14 protein-coding genes are annotated in these 18357 nt (G+C 58.5%); 10 read left to right on the top strand and 4 right to left on the bottom strand.

Features of this window, described 5'->3' with window-relative positions; translation table 11 throughout:
* Positions 1-179: 179 nt before the first annotated feature.
* Together HG264_RS06705 and fdhF are read right to left on the bottom strand one after the other, a co-directional pair.
* Entirely contained in the window at positions 180-662 is a 483-nt protein-coding gene (locus tag HG264_RS06705) for a DUF1641 domain-containing protein (RefSeq protein ID WP_169406939.1), read from the bottom strand.
* On the bottom strand, positions 662-3637 hold the full coding sequence (gene fdhF, locus HG264_RS06700; RefSeq protein ID WP_169406938.1) for a formate dehydrogenase subunit alpha: 2976 nt from the start codon (positions 3635-3637) through the stop codon (positions 662-664). The genes HG264_RS06705 and fdhF overlap by 1 nt, the downstream gene beginning before the upstream one ends.
* A 284-nt stretch (positions 3638-3921) precedes the next feature.
* Here fdhF and HG264_RS06695 point away from each other — a divergent pair, with 284 nt between their 5' ends.
* A complete protein-coding gene (locus HG264_RS06695) occupies positions 3922-4710 on the top strand; it encodes a hypothetical protein (protein WP_169406937.1) in 789 nt (262 codons plus the stop codon).
* Positions 4707-5921 (top strand): hypothetical protein, encoded by a 1215-nt coding sequence (locus tag HG264_RS06690; protein WP_169406936.1) that lies wholly within the window; start codon positions 4707-4709, stop codon positions 5919-5921. The genes HG264_RS06695 and HG264_RS06690 overlap by 4 nt, the downstream gene beginning before the upstream one ends.
* A gap of 234 nt (positions 5922-6155) precedes the next feature.
* Here HG264_RS06690 and HG264_RS06685 read toward each other — a convergent pair whose 3' ends face one another.
* Positions 6156-7205, bottom strand: coding sequence for an AraC family transcriptional regulator (locus tag HG264_RS06685; RefSeq protein ID WP_169406935.1), 1050 nt, complete (start codon positions 7203-7205; stop codon positions 6156-6158).
* 211 nt (positions 7206-7416) lie between these two features.
* On the opposite strand from HG264_RS06685, the gene HG264_RS06680 reads away from it, so the two are divergent.
* The gene (locus HG264_RS06680) at positions 7417-9462 is read left to right on the top strand and encodes an NADPH-dependent 2,4-dienoyl-CoA reductase (RefSeq protein ID WP_169406934.1); all 2046 of its coding nucleotides are present in this window, start codon (positions 7417-7419) and stop codon (positions 9460-9462) included.
* A 200-nt stretch (positions 9463-9662) separates the two neighbouring features.
* On the top strand, positions 9663-10526 hold the full coding sequence (locus tag HG264_RS06675; protein WP_169406933.1) for a hypothetical protein: 864 nt from the start codon (positions 9663-9665) through the stop codon (positions 10524-10526).
* A gap of 35 nt (positions 10527-10561) precedes the next feature.
* Here the strand turns inward: HG264_RS06675 and HG264_RS06670 are convergent, their stop codons facing one another.
* On the bottom strand, positions 10562-11509 hold the full coding sequence (locus HG264_RS06670; RefSeq protein ID WP_169406932.1) for a DUF1853 family protein: 948 nt from the start codon (positions 11507-11509) through the stop codon (positions 10562-10564).
* Between the two features lie 105 nt (positions 11510-11614).
* Here HG264_RS06670 and HG264_RS06665 point away from each other — a divergent pair, with 105 nt between their 5' ends.
* The 6 genes from HG264_RS06665 (at position 11615) to pepN (ending at position 18279) form a co-directional block, all read left to right on the top strand.
* The gene (locus tag HG264_RS06665; protein WP_169406931.1) at positions 11615-12499 is read left to right on the top strand and encodes an NAD(+) kinase; all 885 of its coding nucleotides are present in this window, start codon (positions 11615-11617) and stop codon (positions 12497-12499) included.
* A 2-nt stretch (positions 12500-12501) separates the two neighbouring features.
* Positions 12502-13470: a metallophosphoesterase gene (locus HG264_RS06660; protein ID WP_169406930.1), complete on the top strand. Its 969-nt coding sequence runs from the start codon at positions 12502-12504 to the stop codon at positions 13468-13470.
* Between the two features lie 39 nt (positions 13471-13509).
* On the top strand, positions 13510-14322 hold the full coding sequence (locus HG264_RS06655) for a rhomboid family intramembrane serine protease (RefSeq protein ID WP_256663799.1): 813 nt from the start codon (positions 13510-13512) through the stop codon (positions 14320-14322).
* A 177-nt stretch (positions 14323-14499) separates the two neighbouring features.
* Positions 14500-14772 (top strand): YeaC family protein, encoded by a 273-nt coding sequence (locus HG264_RS06650; protein WP_169406928.1) that lies wholly within the window; start codon positions 14500-14502, stop codon positions 14770-14772.
* Complete coding sequence (locus HG264_RS06645; protein ID WP_169406927.1) at positions 14772-15617, top strand: DUF2797 domain-containing protein; 846 nt, start codon at positions 14772-14774, stop codon at positions 15615-15617. The genes HG264_RS06650 and HG264_RS06645 overlap by 1 nt, the downstream gene beginning before the upstream one ends.
* Positions 15618-15627: 10 nt before the next feature.
* Positions 15628-18279, top strand: a complete 2652-nt coding sequence (pepN, locus tag HG264_RS06640; protein WP_169406926.1) for an aminopeptidase N — start codon at positions 15628-15630, stop codon at positions 18277-18279.
* The last annotated feature ends 78 nt before the right edge of the window (positions 18280-18357 follow it).

Here is an 18357-nt window from a genome sequence, read left to right as displayed (position 1 = left end):
GCAGGCGCGCTACACCCCCAGGGTGGTTCCGCGGGCTCGTCGAAACACGGTTTTTCCTGGGGTTGGCGTGCGGCTCGGGCCGCGTTCGGACGCGCCGACAGGATTTGGTGCTGCTGCGGAGTTTGGCGTAGCGCAGGCGCGCTACACCCCCGGGAGTTGGCTCTTCACCGGATTTCTGCTCAATTATCCGTAGGCTTGCCGGTAAATTCGGTGATGGGTTTGTCGGGTTCCTTGCCCATGCGGTCGGCGAATACTTTTATTGCCTTCAAGATGGGTTCGAGTGATGTCCAGAGCTTGTCATCCTGCAACATCTTGTAGGTGCCGCTGATGCCGGGTGCGTCGCTTTTTTCGTCGGCTTTGGTGTGGCGATTCAGCTCCTCGACGGTGTCTTTCATGCCGAATACCACCTTGTAGAACTGCTCCGGCGGAATGCGCGAGAGCGCCATACCGAGAATGGACAGGTTCTGGATCGTGTTGAGTGTGCCTTCCTTACCCAGACCGCCCACCAGCACATGCGCCAGATCGGTTTTGGAACACACGACGTCGTTGGCGAAGCGCAGCACGCCGTGCTCGTGCAGGCTTTGCAGCAGGCGATCCAGTTCCTGATAGGCATCGGGGCCGATGGGTGTGGGCTTGACGTCATAGTTGATACGATCGGCCATCAGAGTTTCTCCGGATTGGATTGTTCAGCGGGCGGGACGATGTACTGAGGCTGTGCCCATTTGATTTCCACCGGTACGCCGTCGTTGGGCGTCCTGTTTCCGTAACGGAAGTTGTTGGGTGGAAGAGGGGGCTCGCCGGCGGGTCGCGGTATGACTTCAAGCTTGACCGCTGTCTCCTTGTAAGCCGGTGTGTTGACGTCGGGATCATGGTGCTCACCGGTCAGCAGGTTCAGACCCGGCTTGCCCTGGTGAATAGACATGAACAGCACGTTGCCATGCACGCGATCGGTGACCGTCGCGCGCACTTCCAGAGTGCCGCGCCGTGAACTGACCCGCACCCAGGTACCATCCTCGATGTTGTACTGCTTCGCCAGCTCGGGACTGACCTCGACAAACCAGTTGGGTAGCTGATTGTCGATGCCCGGGGAACGGCCGGTCTGGTTGGTGCCCTGGAAGTGCTCCAGCATGCGGCCGTTGTCCAGCATCAGATCGTATTCATCATTAACTTGTTCGTCCGGCGCCTTCCATTCCAGCGGATAGAGCACGGCCTTGCCGTCATCGGTATGGAAGCCGTCTGTGTAGAGCAGGGGGGTGTCCGTACCGTCTGCCTTGACTGGCCAGCACTGGGATTGCCATCCTTCGAGGCGCTCATAACTGACGCCTTTGAATATTTCGGCAATGCCAGCCACCTCGTCCATGATCTGCGAGGGGTGTTCGTAGCCCCAGTCGTGGCCCATGCGTTTTGCCAGCTCGGTGAGGATCTTCCAGTCTGGCCGGCTGTTACCCAGCGGCGGCATCACTTCGTAAAAGCGCTGGATACGCCTTTCTGTATTCACGAAGGTGCCATCCTTCTCGACGCTGGGACAGGCGGGCAGTACGACGTCGGCGAACTCTGCGGTGCGGCTGAGAAATATGTCCTGCACCACCATGAAGTCCAGACTCTCGAAGGCGCTGTGTACGTTCTGGCTATGGGCGTCGGAGAAAGCTGTCTCTTCGCCGATGATGTACATGGCGCGGATCTTGTCCTCTTCAGCTTGCTTGACCATGAGGAAATTATCCGAGCCGATATCAGGCGATAACTGCTGCTTGTCGACGCCCCAGGCCTTCGCCCACTTCTCGCGCACCTCGTCATCGGTGACCTTTTCATAGCCCGGATACATGTTCTTCAGGCAGCCGAAATCACTCGCGCCCTGAACATTGTTATGCCCGCGCATGGGGTAACCGCCGGTGCCGGGTCGGCCGTAATTGCCGGTCACGACCAGCAGGTTGGACAGGGCGGTACTGGTGTCGGCACCGTGGCTGTGCTGGGTTATACCCATGGCCCATAGCAGACACACCGATTTGGCCTGGCCGATCATCTCGGCCGCGGCAATCAATTCTTCCTCGGGGATATCCGTCATCTGGGCGGCGTATTGCATGGTGAAGGGCTCGAGCGAGTTGCGGTATTCTTCGACCTGGTTGACCTTGTTATCCAGAAAATCCTGATCGGCGTAGCCATGTTCGAACATGTAGCGGGACATGGCCGATGCCCAGATCATGTCGGTGCTCAACTTCGGTCGCAGAAATATGTCAGCGCGTTCGGCCATCTCGTGTTTGCGTGGATCGACCACGACCAGCTTCTGCCCGCGTAGCTTCTTCGCTGCCTTGACCTTGGAGGCAATCACCGGATGGTTCTCGGCCAGATTGCTGCCGACCAGTACGACCAGCTCGGCCTTTTCGATATCTTCTATCGTGCCGGAATCGCCACCGTAACCGACGGTGCGGAACAGGCCTTTGGTCGCCGGGTTCTGGCAATAACGTGAGGAGTTGTCGACGTTGTTGGTGCCGATGACCAGCCGCGCGATCTTTTGCGTGAGGTAGGCCTCCTCGTTACTGGCTTTGCTCGACCCGATGAATCCGATGGCATTGGGTCCGTAGCGGTCGCGATCTTTCATCAGGCGAGTAGCGACCAGGTCCAGCGCCTCGTCCCAGCTGGCCTCGCGAAATTGGCCGTTTTCTCGGATCAAGGGCGTAGTCAGGCGCTTTTCGCTGTTAACGAAGTCCCAGGCAAACTTGCCTTTGACGCAGGTGGAAATGCCGTTCGCCGGCGCATCGACCACCGGCTGCACCTTGAGGATATGTCGGTCGCGGGTCCACATTTCGAACGAACAACCCACACCGCAATAGGTACAAACAGTTTTGGTGCGCTTGATTTCGGGTTGCCGCCAATACATATCCATATTGGACACAGCCGTGATGGGCGGCGCACCGATGGTGTGTTCAATTTTCTTGACGATATCGATCAGCGGACGTTTGAGTGTCTGCGGCAGCGCAGTGAAGGGGCCCGCGTCAGGCTGCATCGACTTTTCCATTAGCGCATTGCATGGGCAGACGGTGACGCAGTGGCCACAACTGACGCAGCTGGAATGATCGATGGACTGGCCTCCATCCCAGAGCACGCGCGGGTGCTCCATGTTGTAATCGATGCTTAGGGTCTCGTTGACTTCGACGTTCTGGCACGCCTCGACGCAGCGACCGCAAAGGATGCATTGGTCTGGATCGTAGGTGTAAAAGGGGTTGGATTCGTCCTTCTCATAGGGCTTGCGTTTGAACTCGTAACGCTGGATCGGCATCTTCATGTCGGCGAAAGTGTTATGCAGTGTGCAATCGCCGGTGTTGTGTTCGCACAGCGTGCAATACAGCTCATGCTTGCCGAGCAGTCGATCCATCCCCTCATGCCGTGCAGCGCCGGCCCGCTCGGTCTCGCTGTTGATAATCAGGCCGTCTTTCGAGGTCACCGCACAGCCTCGCTGCAGCGCGCCGTCTATCTCGACCCAGCAGACGTCGCAAGTCTGCAGTGCGCCGAGCGACCGGTGATAGCAGACGTGGGGAAGATCGATACCGTGACCGGCGAGGAAGTCGACCAGCGGTTGATCGGCCTCGCCAGTCAGTGGTTTGCCGTCAAAGAAGATGGTGCAGTCTGCAACCTTATTCATCAGGACACCTTTGTTATTGGCGGCCTGGATTCGCTCGGTAACTGCGCTTGCTGTCACGCGCGAGACTGCGCGCAGCCGGCAGATGACGTTTGCCCCGTCAGTGCGTCCTTGTCATGCAGATGATCAACTCCAGCCAGGCGAGCGAGCCCATGGCCTGCTATGTCATTTCGACGCGCTGGTAGCGCTTGAAAGTGGGACTGACGTCGGCTGGAATCGTTCAGGAAAAGAGGCCGGCGTGTCATGGGGTACACTCATGGCCTTCCGGTTCGACCGCAGGACTTTCAGTGCAGCGACAGCTAATCTTCAGTGCAAGCATGTTCCTGCTGGTGTGGGGTTGGAGCCTGCTGCCCGCTCCACTGCGGGGCTGGTCCATGTTGCCGCTCTGGATAGTCTGTACGGCGCTGATCTTCACTGGCGGCTTTGAGGCTGCACGGATGCGGCGACGCGTCTGGCTGGATCAATATCTGCGCGCCGAATCGCCGTGGCATCGGTTGCTGCGCGGCGGCGCGCTCATGGCGGCCTGGCATGTGCTGATTGGCGCGCTGTTGAGTCTGTTCATGCTGATCAAATTGCAGTATTCAGATGCTGCGCTATGGGCTGTTCTTGCGCTTGGCCTGCCCTTGCTTGCCTGGTTCTCGCGCATGTTGAACAGGCGTATGCGTGAGCATGTTGCGCCGCAGGCTTTACCGGCGCTGGTTCGGCGGTTCAGCGTGCCGCTGGCGGTAGGCGTGTTGACTGCACTCTATCTCATGGTAACGCTGAACCAGGGCCAAACGGATCTGCGTGGCTTGAGTTGGGAGCTGGTCATGCTTGAATACCTGCAGCCGTCCGCCAGCGAGCTGACAGGCCTGCGTGTTCTGGAGCGGTCATACATGATGCTGGATCTGACGCTGCACTGGGCGCTGCAGAACGGATTGGGTGGAGCCGAGCGCAATGGCTGGCTGGCGCTGGTGGGCTGGTCGCTATTGCTATTAAGCGGTAGCGCCTTCATTTGGGCATACGTGCGCCTGCTGGTGGGTCTGGATGCATTGCTCGATCAGCGAATACAGCCATCGTGGAAGGAGGCGGCATGAGCAGTAACCCCCCTCGACGCCTTGTCTTGTTATGCATCGCCACAGCGGCTGTTTGTGTTGTGTTGCTGGGTCTGGGTGCGGGGTATCGGCTGCTCGCGCAGAAGTGGGCTGATAACCGGATCTTCGCCGTGCTGGTAGATGACCAGACATTGATGCTCGATGGTAAAACGCTCGACGCGTTCAATGCCGATCTCCAGCGTCTGGGCATGCAGCATCAACAGTCTCTGCAGCGACAGATGGATGCCTGGGTCGATCAGTGGCTGGATGACACCTTCGCTTTGGCGCTCGATGCTGTGCCCGGTTATATGGACTGGTATTACTCCATGCCCGGTTCATACACCCGGTTGTACTACGCCGTCAGTGGCGACCTGGATGCTGCGCTGCGTGAACGGCTGGAAAACCGGCTGCTGGTTGAGAGTGGATTCGAGCAGCGGCTGGCTGAGTTCGATCGCGCGCTGACCGAGCAGCTACACGGTCTCATCGGGGAGAAGAGCAGGGCGCTTCGGGCAGGACTTGTTGAGCGCTATACCGACCGGCAGGTGAAGCTGGCCGAACCGAAGATTGATACCGAGCGGGTGATAGACGTAAACAGCGCAATGGATCGCGCTTTTGGCGCCAGCGCCGGGGATCTCCAACGCTGGAAGATCAGTAGTCAGGCCTCCGTTGTTGCCGGGGTGGGTTCCTTTGCATTGCTGGCGCGGCATGCGCTTCTGCCGAGGCTGATGCGTCTTGGCAGTGTTCAGGCAGCGCGGCAGGTAATAGCCGGTTTTGCCGCGCGTCTGGCACCGCGCATGGCCGGTGCGATTTCCATTGGCGGCAGTGCTGCGGCGGTCGCCGCGCCCTCGGGCCCCGGTGCGCTGATAGCTGGCAGCATTGCCTTTGCCACGGCAGCAGGCACCATCGTGATCACCGATTTCGCCCTGTTGAAGGCGGAGGAAGCGGTGCTGCGTGACGAGCAGGCGCGTCAGCTGCGCGATGAACTGGTGAGTTTCAGGGAGTCCATTCGCGATCAGCTTCAAGCGCAATTGCATGCTGCTTTTGCGGCGGCAACGCACTCATACTGGCAAGGCGTGGGCGAGCTGGATGAGCAAACCCGCTCGAAACGACAGTTTCATATTCTCGATCACTGGCGCTTCTGGGGGGCTCAGCTGGACGTGCGCAAAACACGGCCCCGGTCGCAGCCGGATCCTTTGGCTCACAACCTCGCCTGAACTTTTCGTAAGCGCTTTCATCTCACTGTAATGCAAGGACATTAGTTTGAAGTCCGAAGCATGAGAAAACCAAAAGATGAGATAAAGAGGCCGGGATATGAATGACTATTACGAAGAGTTGATTGAGCAGCATGCGCAGGAATGGGATCAGGAAGTAGAAGACGCCGAAGAAATGTAAGTTCGGCATTTTATGTTGGAACAGCAGTGCACGTCTGTTATCTCCCGCAATACCGGCTAAGGTTCACTACGCCGATGTTCAGTATTTTCCGCCGCCAGGGTATGTCGGTACTGGCGTCGGAAAGCCCCGGGCGGTTGTCCCGTCCATTTTCTGAACCCCCTCTGAAATGCCCCCTGGGATGAAAACCCCAGCAGGAAGGCAATCTCCCCCAATGCTAGATCAGTGTCCCTGATATAAGTGACCGCCAGATCACGCCGCGTTTCGTTGACGATATCCTGGAACCGCGTGCCGGCCTCTGCCTGTAGCCGTCTGCGTAACGTCCAGGTTGGCATGCCCAGCTGTTCTGCTACTTCGGACAGGGTGGGCAGGCGACGATGAAGTTCCGGCGAGACGATTTCTTCGACCTTTTCCCGAATGCGCCGATGGCGGTCGAGTTGCTCCAATTCACGCTCGCATAGTTGGACCAGCTGAGCGAATGTGGCGGGTGCGCTTTGCACCAGGGGCAGTTCGAGGCTGGCAGGATCCCATAATAATTGATTGGCGGACTGGCCGAACAGAACAGGGCACTGGAAGCAGGCTTCGTATGCTTCGGCATAGGCCGGTGCGGGAAATTCGATGTGTACTTCTCTCACTCTGGCTTGGCCGGACGTCAGATGTTTACCCAGTTGTGCGCGGGCGGCCAATGCCGAATCGACCACGAACAGATTGAAGGCGTTGTAAGGGCTGATGGAATAAAACTGCAAGGCCGGCGGCGCGAAGCCCGAGTGTCCACGGTAGTTCTGGCTGGTCAGCCGCTCATAACGCACCAGCGTGGCGAAAGCTTCATGCATGGATGGCGCGCATTGTGCAGCCATGCCAGCCAGTCCGAAATGGCTGATCTGAATCTGCTGACCCATCAACAAACCGATTTCCGGCCTGCCGCTTTGACGGATGGCCGCATGGCCCAGGCGCATGAATCGCGGAATACTGATGCGCGCCTGGGGCTGGGCGAGCAGCTCGGAAGTCACGCCGTATCGCGCGAATAACGGCTGTGGGTCCTGGCCCAGACGGTTCAGTGCAGCCTGCAGGCTGTACAGGTGCCCGACGGCCAGATCGCCCAGTTTCACGTGCTGATCCTTTCAGGCATCCGTATTGCTCCAAATCCGAGAGTCATGGCGTCCTGCATTGAAGAGTAATCCCCGATGGCAGAAAAACGATTGTAAGAAACGGTTATGAATATGTCACTTGCGGTAATTGAGCCAGGACTGTCTCCGGCCTATCGTCTCGTCATTCGACCTGGCGGCACGGACTCCAGGCAAACCTGATGACGGAGCAATCATGACTGACCACGCCCCCCACCAACTGTACCCGCACCTGTTGGCACCCCTTGATCTTGGCTTTACCACTCTGCGTAACCGCACCCTGATGGGTTCCATGCACACCGGGCTGGAAGAGCGGCCGCAAGGCTTTGAGCGCATGGCTGCGTACTTTGCCGAGCGCGCCCGTGGCGGCGTGGGCCTGATCGTGACCGGTGGTATTGGTCCAAACCTGGAAGGCAGCGTAGGCAAGGGCGCCGCCAAGCTGACCACGCAGGATGAAGCGGAACAGCACAGGATAGTTACCCAGGCGGTGCACGAGGCGGGCGGCAAGATCTGTATGCAGATTCTGCATGCGGGGCGTTACGCCTATAACCCCAATGGCGTCTCGGCCAGCGCAGTGCAGGCGCCGATCAATCCGTTTACGCCCAAGGAACTGGATGAGGCCGGCATTGAAAAGCAGATAAGCGACTTCGTGAACTGCGCGAGATTGGCCCAAAGCGCCGGTTACGATGGCGTAGAGATCATGGGTTCGGAAGGCTACTTCATCAATCAGTTTCTCGTGAAGCATGTCAACCAGCGCACCGACCGCTGGGGCGGCAGCTACGAGAACCGTATGCGCCTCGCGGTTGAAGTCGTTCGCCGGGTGCGTGAAGCCGTGGGGCGCAATTTCATCATCATCTATCGCCTGTCGATGCTGGATCTGATCGAAAATGGCAGCACCTGGGATGAGGTCGTGATACTGGCCAAAGCGGTCGAGCAAGCGGGTGCCACGTTGATCAATACCGGTATCGGCTGGCATGAGGCACGGATTCCCACCATCGCCACCAAGGTGCCCCGCGCGGCATTCACCAAGGTAACAGCGCGCCTGAAGGGCGAGGTCAACATTCCGCTCATCACCACCAACCGGATCAATACGCCCGAGGTGGCCGAGCAGGTTCTTGCTGGCGGCGATGCCCATATGGTCTCCATGGCGCGGCCGTTTCTGGCTGACCCGGATTTCGTCAACAAGGCGGCTGAAGGGCGTGCTGATCAGATCAATACCTGTATCGGCTGTAACCAGGCCTGTCTGGATCACACCTTTGGCGGCAAGCTGACCAGTTGCCTGGTTAATCCGCGCGCCTGTCACGAGACCGAGCTGAACTATATTCCGACGACTGCCGTGAAAAAGATCGCAGTAGTCGGTGCCGGTCCTGCAGGACTTGCAGCGGCGACCGTGGCGGCGCAGCGTGGCCATGAAGTGACATTATTCGATGCAGCCGATGAGATTGGTGGCCAGTTCAACATCGCCAAGCGTATTCCGGGCAAGGAAGAGTTCTACGAAACACTGCGCTACTTCGGCAGAATGATTGAGATCAATGGCGTCACGCTGGAGCTGAATCGCCGCGTGACGGCGCAGGACCTGCGCGGCTTCGATGAGGTGATTCTCGCCACAGGTATCAAGCCGCGCACGCCGGATATTCCGGGTATTGATCATCCGAAAGTGCTTGGCTATCTGGACGTGATTACCGGGCGCAAGCCGGTGGGTAAGCGTGTCGCAGTCATGGGCGCGGGCGGCATTGGCTTCGATGTGTCCGAGTTCATTACTCACCAGGGCGGTTCACCCAGCCAGGATATTGCGCTGTTCTGGAGAGAGTGGGGCATCGACCCCGCTATGGAGGCGCGTGGCGGCATCGCCGGCATCACCGCCCAACCCCAGCCACCCGCCCGCGACGTCTACCTGTTGCAGCGTAAGTCGAGCAAGGTGGGCAAAGGTCTCGGCAAGACCACCGGCTGGATTCACCGTGCGGGACTCAAGAGCAAACAGGTGAAGATGCTTAATAGTGTCGAGTACCTGAAGATTGATGACGAAGGCCTGCACATTCGTATTGGCGAAACGGGCGAGCCGCAGGTGCTGCCGGTTGATAACATCGTTGTGTGTGCCGGACAGGAGCCGCTACGTGAACTCGAGCAGGGTCTTGAGACCCTGGGTATTAAGGTTCATCTGATAGGCGGTGCCGACGTGGCTGCGGAGCTGGACGCCAAGCGTGCGATTGATCAGGGCTCACGCCTCGCTGCGGCGATCTGAGTCGGTCACACCTCGCGGATCCCTGCCAACCCGATCACATACAATCGCCGGTCACGTCATTTAAACTGTGACCGGCGGATGCAATCAGCCGATAAATGACGCAAAGTTGCGGTGGGGTTGGTTGACCATGGCCCCTGATTGCATCTCAAGATTGCATACGGGAATGCATGTTGCTGAAGGGATTTGGCGGAGAGCGATTGATGAGCACAGCACCAAAGTCATTACTGACAGAAGCGGTAATGTTTTTTTCGGAGCGTGGCGTATGCAAGGAAGTACTTTATACCGAATTTGAGGCACTACTGGACGGGCTGGTAGCCACACCAGAGTTCGCTGACGAAACGATCGAAGCCGTTTTTCTACAGATCAATAACCGCCTGCAGGTTCGCGCAGCGGTATTCTTTACCATGGATTTTGACATGGACGGTCACGTAAACCGTCTATGGAACATGCCACTTCGCCAGTTGGCAGAAAAGGCCGGCCGCGGCCCGGATATGGGCGGCGGCCCGATCCGGCTGGTTTGTCTGGGTTTTACTACGGCGCCGCAATACCGTGAGAATTTGTGGAAGCCCGGTCAGCGTAACGGGCGCGCAGATCTTGCCCTTATCAAAGAGGCGGTAAACCGCAATGCTCTGGGCATCATTGGCGATGAGGAAGAGGCTTACACGCCAATCCCGGCCGACCGTTTGCGTGTGGCGGCCGAAGACGCCTGGTATGACGACTCCCGCGGTATCAACGAACCCGAAACAGAGTCCCCGGTTAAAGCAGAGTCGCAGCCAGCAGTTGAAGCGGCGATAGAGGATCAGGCGCAGCGCGAGCGTGACGAGCATTTGAAGAAGATCGCGCTCTACACGCGCCAGATCCTGACATTGCAGGAGAGCCTGAAACAGGCAGAAAACCGCCGTCTGGCTGACCTCGACCAGTTACGCAAGGATCACACTGATCACCTCAATCTGATTCGTGGCGAGATGATCGACATCAAGAATGAGTTGGCGAACCAACAGAAGATCAACGCATCGTTACGCCGCGAACTGGCCAAGGCGCAAAACCGCACCTCCATCGACTGATTCGGTTAGCCAGGCTCAGCAGCGAGTGGTTCAGCTCAGTTTGAAACAGGCCAGCTATCCGGCATACAGATGAGCCGCTGCGCGCTCATTGCCCGATAATTCTCTATATCCTCACAGCGCACCAGCATAAGCGCCCGGTTCGGGTGCAGTTGCTGCGCATCCAGCATCTGCAGTATTTCCTCGATCGTTCTGATCTGCTCGCGCCCCGCGGATGGTGGCATCAGCCATTGCTTGTGCGGCATGACCAGCCAGTGCCTGCCCTCGATCTTCCGCAATTCTGATTGCCTGCACCACTGGTGGTTCTGCGCGTTCGGGCGCGTGTCGACAGCCGGAGGCATAGCGGTATCGTGCGGCCCGAACAATACGCCTTGCAGCCAGGCGGCGGATAGATCGGGACGGGGCAAGGGAGTGGCTGCCAGATGCAGATGGTCGACGAGTTTGAGCTGATGGTCACGTAACCGCTTGACCTTGTCATCCAGGGTGTCGCGTGGATCGGGGCCCAGCCAGGCGCTATGAGGGCTGGAGCTGGCGACGACGGATTGATCGATTGTTCCCGCAGATTGCGGCTGCGCAAGCTGCTCGGGGACACCAAGATAGAATTTGACCGCGAGCTCCAGGTGAATGACGGCTCCGGCAGGATCTTCCATCAATAAATCCAGCTCGCCAAGGGTGCGACCGTTGCCCCGCAGAGCGACATTGTGCGCCAGCAACCGGACGTCCGGTGCCAGATGCAGGAGCGCGTGCCAGAGCCGCTCGTAATAGTTACCCAGGCGCAGGTCACGCGATACCGGAATCAGCTGCTGCAAGGGAACCGGGTCCGCGTCGAGTTGTTTAAGCCTGTAGAGTAGCGATTCCGGATCCTGTCGCCAGACCGACCCTGTGAGGGGATCGCGTACAGCCAAGATGCCCGGTTTCAGCAGTGACTCCGAGCAGGCAATCCAGGCCAGGTCACGTACCTGAGGATGAGAAAATAGGTCAAGCATCAGTCGTCTCGTTTGCCAGCATCGAGCCGGCTGCGGATAATTCAGGCGTACTGGGCAGTGTCAGCCACGCCCGTTAATCCTACACGTTGATATAGAGAGAGTGGCATGGAGCAATTCCGCAACATCGGGTTGATCGGGCGTCTCGGCAGTGGTCGGGTCGTGGATACCCTCAAACGTCTCAAGCGGTTTCTGCTCGATAACGGCCATTGCGTGATCCTCGAAGATGCCGTTGCAGACCTTTTGCCAGGCCACCAGCTGCAAGTCTGTACCCGGAAGATGATGGGCGAGATCTGCGATCTGGTGATCGTCGTGGGCGGCGACGGCAGCCTGCTTGGCGCCGCGCGTGCGCTATGCCGCTATAACGTGCCGGTGCTGGGCGTTAACCGCGGGGGGCTGGGTTTTTTAACCGATATTTCGCCTGACGAACTCGAAAGCCGCGTGGGTGAAGTGCTTGCCGGGCGGTATATGGTCGAGAATCGCTTCCTGCTCGATGCCTTTGTGCGCCGCGGAGAGGAGCAGCTCGGCACCAGCGAGGCATTGAATGACGTGGTTCTGCATCCGGGTAAATCCGCCCGGATGATCGAATTCGAACTCTATATCGATGGGCAGTTCGTCTACAGCCAGAAGTCCGACGGTCTTATCGTCGCGACGCCGACCGGCTCGACTGCCTACGCACTGTCGGCCGGGGGGCCGATCATGCATCCCAAGCTGGACGCGGTGGTGTTGGTGCCGATGTTCCCGCACACGCTGTCCAGTCGCCCGATTGTGGTGGACGGCAACAGCGAGCTCAAGATCATCATCTCGTCGCAAAACGGTATCTATCCGCAGGTCAGTTGCGATGGCCAGGTGCAGATTGCCTGCGCGCCGGGGGACACCATCTATATCCGCAAGAAGCCGCAGAAACTGCGTTTGATTCATCCGTTGGATCACAATTTCTATGCCATCTGCCGGGAGAAGCTGGGCTGGTCGAGCCGGCTGACGGAGCGATGACCATGCACGCACCGGCCGAGCATTCGGGCTACGACATCATCGGGGATATTCACGGCTGTGCCCGAACGCTGGCGCGATTGCTGGAACAGATGGGCTACCGGCTGCAACAGGGCGTATGGCGTCATCCAAGCCGGCAGGCGTTGTTTCTGGGCGATATCATCGACCGTGGTCCGCGAATCCGTGAAGCGCTGCACCTGGTCCACGATATGGTCCAGGCGGGCACTGCACGCTGCATCATGGGGAACCACGAGTTCAATGCGTTGGGCTGGACGACCCCCGCGGCACCTGGCAGCGGCAGGCGATATGTGCGTGAACATACCGACCGCCAGCTGCGGCAGATCCAGGATACGCTGGAACAGTTCGCGGCCTATCCGGATGAGTGGCGCTATTTCCTCGACTGGTTTTTTTGCCTGCCGCTATTCCTGGATATGGGCGCATTCCGCATGGTTCATGCGTGCTGGGATCAGGGACTGATCGATACCTTCCAGGCCCAATATCCGGACGGGTGCCTGGATCGGGAATTCCTGCAGGCCTCGGTAGACCCGGGCACATTCGCATGCCAGGTACAGGACCGGCTGCTGCGCGGTACGGGGATGCCGCTACCGCACGGGCTGACCATGACCGGCAAGGACGGCTTTACCCGGCAGTTCTTCCGCACCAAGTTCTGGGAAGAGGATCCGCAAACCTACGGCGACGTGCAGTTCCAGCCGGACCCCTTGCCCGAGCACATTGCTGCCCGCCCGCTGACCCCGGACCAGAAGGCCGAGCTGCTGGTGTACGGCAAGGATGAGCCCATCCTCTTCGTCGGACATTATTGGCAACAAGGAAAGCCCCATCCGATCAGGCCAAACCTGGCCTGCCTCGACTACAGCGCAGTCAAATTCGGTAAACTGGTCGCCTATCGATGGGACGGTGAAGAACGTCTCGAGCGGGATAAATTTGTCTGGGTCGACGTGCCGCGATTGGCATAGGGTCAACCCGACCGGCGAGAGGTCAAGATGTACCGAGCAATGAATCGTCCGCTTGATGAGGACCTGAGCAAGCTGGCCCGCTTTCTCCGTAGCCGTGGTGTGGTGCATCGCATCACCGAGGAGGGCGGTCGACAGGTCGTCTGGACGCTTGATGAAAACGACGGTCAGGTCGTCCAGCAGCTATATCAGGAAGGCGTACCGGATATTGTTGAAGGCGAACCCGCTGCGAAGCAGGTGCCGGGCTGGCAGGCGCGGGCGCGGTTGATACCGGTTACGCTGGCCGTGCTGATTCTCACCGGTATGGTCGCCCTGCTCACCGGGCTGGGTAGCCGGCCTGAAGCGATCGTACACTTCACTTTCACGCCGTTGGCTGCCGATGGTTATCTGGCGACCGAGATCGACATGAGCCAGTGGTGGCGGTTGGTCACGCCGGCGTTGCTGCACTTCAGCATCATGCATCTGGCGTTCAACGCGCTGTGGTTCTGGGAACTGGGCCGTCGAATAGAGATTCGCTCCGGTGGCATGTGGTTGTTTGGATTGAGCGTACTCTTTGCGCTGACCTCAAACTTTGCCCAGTGGATGACAAGCGGTAACGCATTGTTCGGCGGTATGTCCGGCGTTGTGTACGGTCTGCTCGGTTACTGCTGGCTGCATCAACTGATCGCCCCGAGCGTGCATTTCGATCTGCCCCGGGGTGTGGTGGTGTTGATGCTGGCGTGGCTGGCACTGGGTGTTTCCGGCTTGATCAGCATGCTGGGCTTCGGCGCTATCGCCAATGCAGCTCATGTCGGCGGTCTGGTCACCGGCTGCCTGGTGGGCGCGGTGGTCGGGGCACTGCAGCGATTCCGCTGAACAGCGTACAATACGCGCTTTGAATCATCGACCCACTGAAACCAGTACGGCAAGACATGTGCATAGACGCCGGCACATTGGCTATTTACCGTCGGTAAATACTCTCATGTTGCCCGGTTGCGTCTCGCCCTGATCTGCCGGTTTGCTGGGCTCTGAAATCTGTCCCGCGGAGGCAAAATGAACGACTTCCTTGAAATGTTGCGCACGGTTACGCCGGACGTCTACGCCAGTCTCAAGCTGGCAGTGGAGATCGGCAAGTGGCCGGATGGCCGCAAGCTGACTCAGGAACAGAAAGAATTGTGCATGCAGGCAATGATCGCCTGGGAGCAGGAAAACCTGCCTGAGGAAGAGCGCACCGGCTACATGGCGCAGACCTGTAAATCGCAGAAAACCGAGCAAAAAACAGTACCTGAGTCGATGTTCGTCAATGCCTCGGACACCTTGCACTGATGTCGTTTTTGTCAGCCGAAGGCTCAGTCAAGAAGATGCTGGGCGTGCTCGACGATAGTCATGCCGCGACAGTCGATTATCAGTTACCCATCGGTGAACAGAAGCTGCCGCTTAATGAGCTGCTGGGTAAAACGATTCGCCTGGAGGCGCTGGGCGATATTCACTGCCTGCACTGTGCACGCCGCACCAAGAAAAGTTACAGCCAGGGCTATTGCTACCCCTGCTTCACCAAGCTGCCCCAATGCGATCTGTGCATCATGAGTCCTGAACGCTGTCATTACGAGCTGGGCACCTGTCGCGACCCGGCGTGGGGCGAGCAGTTCTGCATGACTGATCACATTGTCTATCTGGCCAATTCCTCCGGCGCCAAGGTAGGCATCACGCGCGCCACACAACTACCGACGCGCTGGATCGATCAGGGCGCGAGCCAGGGCTTGCCAATCATGCGCGTATCGGCCAGGCAGCATTCAGGTTTGCTTGAAGATCTGTTGCGTAAGCAGGTGGCTGACAAGACCAACTGGCGCAAGCTGTTGCGTGGCGAGCCGGAGCCGATGAACCTCAAGGCGCTGCGTGACACCTTGCTCGAAGGCGCGAAGGAGGGCATCGGCGCGTTGCATTCGCGCTATGGCCTACAGGCATTTCAGCCGTTGGATAACGCCGAGGAACTGGAAATCCGCTATCCGGTGCTTGAATACGTGGAAAAGCCCAAGTCGGCTAATCTCGACAAGGAGCCGGTACTGGAAGGGACGCTGCTGGGTATCAAAGGGCAGTATCTCCTGCTCGATACCGCGGTCATCAATATTCGCAAATACACCGCCTACAATATGGCCTTCTCGGTTCATTGAGGACAGACGCATGCGCACCGAACAACCGAAGACAATCTATCTCAAGGATTACCAACAGCCCGACTACTGGATAGATGAAACCCATCTGACCTTCGAGCTGTTCGATGATCATGCGTTGGTTCATAGCCGTCTGGCGATGCGGGTCAACGAAGATAAGCCATCGGCAAATCTGCCGAAACTCGTGCTCGATGGACAGGAGCTTGAGCTGCTTTCTGTGGCGCTGGACGATCATCAGTTGGGCGAAGCCGACTATCAGGTTACCGCGGACAACCTGACGTTGCAGCCAGTCAGCAGGCAGTTCGAGCTATCAATCACCACGCGCATTCACCCGCGCGAGAATACTGCACTGGAAGGGCTGTACCAGTCCGGCGACATGTTCTGCACCCAGTGCGAGGCGGAAGGCTTTCGCAAGATCACCTATTACCTGGACCGTCCTGATGTGATGAGCCGGTTCACCACTACAGTAATTGCTGACCGCGGCGGATTCCCCGTGTTGCTGTCCAACGGCAACCCCATCGCCTCGGGTGAACATGAGGGAGGTCGTCACTGGATCACCTGGGAAGATCCCTTTCCCAAGCCCGCTTATCTGTTCGCCCTGGTTGCCGGCGATCTATGTCTGATCCGCGACAGCTTCACGACCATGAGCGGCCGTGAGATTGATCTGCGCATCTATGTCGAGTCGGAAAACCGCGAGCAGTGTGATCACGCGATGGACAGCCTCAAGCGCTCCATGCGCTGGGATGAGCAAGCCTATGGTCGCGAATATGATCTCGATATCTTCATGATTGTCGCGGTGAATGATTTCAACATGGGTGCGATGGAAAACAAGGGATTGAATATCTTTAATTCCAGCTGTGTCCTGGCGCATGCCGATACCGCCACCGATATGGCCTTCCAGCGTGTCGAAGCGGTGGTTGCCCATGAATATTTTCACAACTGGTCGGGCAACCGCGTGACCTGTCGTGACTGGTTCCAGCTGTCACTGAAAGAAGGCTTCACGGTCTTTCGTGACGCGCAGTTCTCCGCCGACATGAACTCGGCGACAGTCAAGCGTATCGAGGACGTGACCTTCCTGCGCGCCAATCAGTTTGCTGAAGATGCCGGCCCGATGGCGCACCCGGTCCGCCCGGATTCCTTCATCGAGATTTCCAACTTCTACACCCTGACCGTGTACGAGAAGGGCGCCGAAGTCGTGCGCATGCTGCATACGCTGTTGGGTGAAAAGGGTTTCCGCAAGGGCACCGACCTGTACTTCGAGCGTCATGATGGCCAGGCAGTGACCTGCGATGATTTCGTCAAGGCGCTGGAAGATGCCAACCAGGTAGACCTGACCCAGTTCAAACGCTGGTACAGCCAGGGCGGGACGCCGCGACTGAAGGTCAGCAGCCAGTATGACAGTAGCGCAGGTACCTTCAGTCTGACATTCAGCCAGAGCTGTCCGCCCACGCCGGGTCAGCCAGACAAGGCGCCCTTTGTAATCCCGGTTCGCATGGCACTGCTGGACGCGCAAGGCAAGGAGTTGAACCTGAAACTGGTTGACGAACAACAGCCGCGCGGCACCGAGACAGTGCTGTCCGTGACCGAGCCGGAGCAGACCTTTGTTTTCGAAGGGCTGACCGGCGAGCCGCTGCCCTCGCTACTGCGCAATTTCTCGGCCCCGGTGAAAATGCACTACCCGTATAGCCGCGACGACCGGGTATTCCTGGCCAAGCATGATCCGGACGGGTTCAACCGTTGGGAAGCGGCGCAGAGTCTTGCGGTGGATGTTCTGCAAGGGCTGGTTGAGATCCATCAGGCTGGTCGGCCGCTCTTGCTGGATCAGCGCCTGCTGGAAGTCTATCGCAGCGTGCTGACGAACGAGGCGCTTGATCCGGCGATGGTGGCGGAGATTATCCGTCTTCCAACGGAGTCCTATCTCGTGGAGCTGGCAGAGGTAGCGGATATCGACGCCATCCATCATGTACGGGAATGGGTCCGTTTCGAACTGGCCGATGCGCTGAATGCGGAAATGTGGACGGTGTTCAAGCGTCTGGATGATCGCGCCCCCTATAGTCCGGACGCCGCGTCGGTGGCTCGCCGCAGTCTGAAGAACACGCTGCTGGGCTATCTCATGCAGAGCGGTTCGGCCGAGGCGCTTTCAGCTTGCGTTCGACAGTTTGTTGAAGCAAACAACATGACAGATCGCCAGGCCGCCTTGTCAGCGCTGGTCAACTCCCGGCACGAAGAGCAGAAAGCCGCAGCCCTGGCCGAGTTTGCGGAGCGCTGGAGCGGTTATCCGCTGGTCATGGATCAATGGTTCGGTGTGCAGGCAGCAAGCTCGTTGCCTGGCGGGCTGGAGCGCGTGCAAGGACTGATGGAGCATCCTGCCTTTACCTTGCGCAATCCGAACAAGGTGCGTGCGCTGATTGGCAGCTTCGCGGCGCAGAACCTGATCAATTTCCACCGCAAGGATGGAGCAGGGTATCGCTTCCTGGCCGATCAGATCATTGTGCTCAACGAACTGAATCCGCAAATCGCCTCGCGACTGTTGACGCCGCTGACGCGCTGGCGCAAGTACGATTCAGCCCGGCAGATTTTGATGAAAGCCGAGCTGTCGCGCATTCTGGCTCAGCCGGATCTTTCCGCTGATGTCTATGAAGTCGTTAGCAAATCTTTGGCTTGATAACACCGCCACGAGCGCTTTTGCCCCGTCCGGCCATCTCACTGAGGTGGCTGCTCAAAACCCGTTTTTTACCCGCGC

It is taken from the genome of Pseudomonas sp. gcc21, assembly GCF_012844345.1.
GTDB lineage: Bacteria > Pseudomonadota > Gammaproteobacteria > Pseudomonadales > Pseudomonadaceae > Halopseudomonas.
The sequence above is the reverse complement of the archived record's forward strand: the minus strand, read 5'-3'. Positions and strand labels throughout refer to the sequence as shown.

Bases quoted from the DNA above. Each gene is read 5' to 3' on its own strand.
- HG264_RS06705 (WP_169406939.1), bottom strand. From the start codon at position 662: ATGGCCGATCGTATCAACTATGACGTCAAGCCCACACCCATCGGCCCC.
- HG264_RS06690 (WP_169406936.1), top strand. From the start codon at position 4,707: ATGAGCAGTAACCCCCCTCGACGCCTTGTCTTGTTATGCATCGCCACA.
- HG264_RS06675 (WP_169406933.1), top strand. From the start codon at position 9,663: ATGAGCACAGCACCAAAGTCATTACTGACAGAAGCGGTAATGTTTTTT.
- HG264_RS06655 (WP_256663799.1), top strand. From the start codon at position 13,510: ATGAATCGTCCGCTTGATGAGGACCTGAGCAAGCTGGCCCGCTTTCTC.
- HG264_RS06680 (WP_169406934.1), top strand. From the start codon at position 7,417: ATGACTGACCACGCCCCCCACCAACTGTACCCGCACCTGTTGGCACCC.
- HG264_RS06660 (WP_169406930.1), top strand. From the start codon at position 12,502: ATGCACGCACCGGCCGAGCATTCGGGCTACGACATCATCGGGGATATT.
- HG264_RS06665 (WP_169406931.1), top strand. From the start codon at position 11,615: ATGGAGCAATTCCGCAACATCGGGTTGATCGGGCGTCTCGGCAGTGGT.
- HG264_RS06650 (WP_169406928.1), top strand. From the start codon at position 14,500: ATGAACGACTTCCTTGAAATGTTGCGCACGGTTACGCCGGACGTCTAC.
- HG264_RS06670 (WP_169406932.1), bottom strand. From the start codon at position 11,509: ATGCTTGACCTATTTTCTCATCCTCAGGTACGTGACCTGGCCTGGATT.
- HG264_RS06645 (WP_169406927.1), top strand. From the start codon at position 14,772: ATGTCGTTTTTGTCAGCCGAAGGCTCAGTCAAGAAGATGCTGGGCGTG.
- fdhF (WP_169406938.1), bottom strand. From the start codon at position 3,637: ATGAATAAGGTTGCAGACTGCACCATCTTCTTTGACGGCAAACCACTG.
- pepN (WP_169406926.1), top strand. From the start codon at position 15,628: ATGCGCACCGAACAACCGAAGACAATCTATCTCAAGGATTACCAACAG.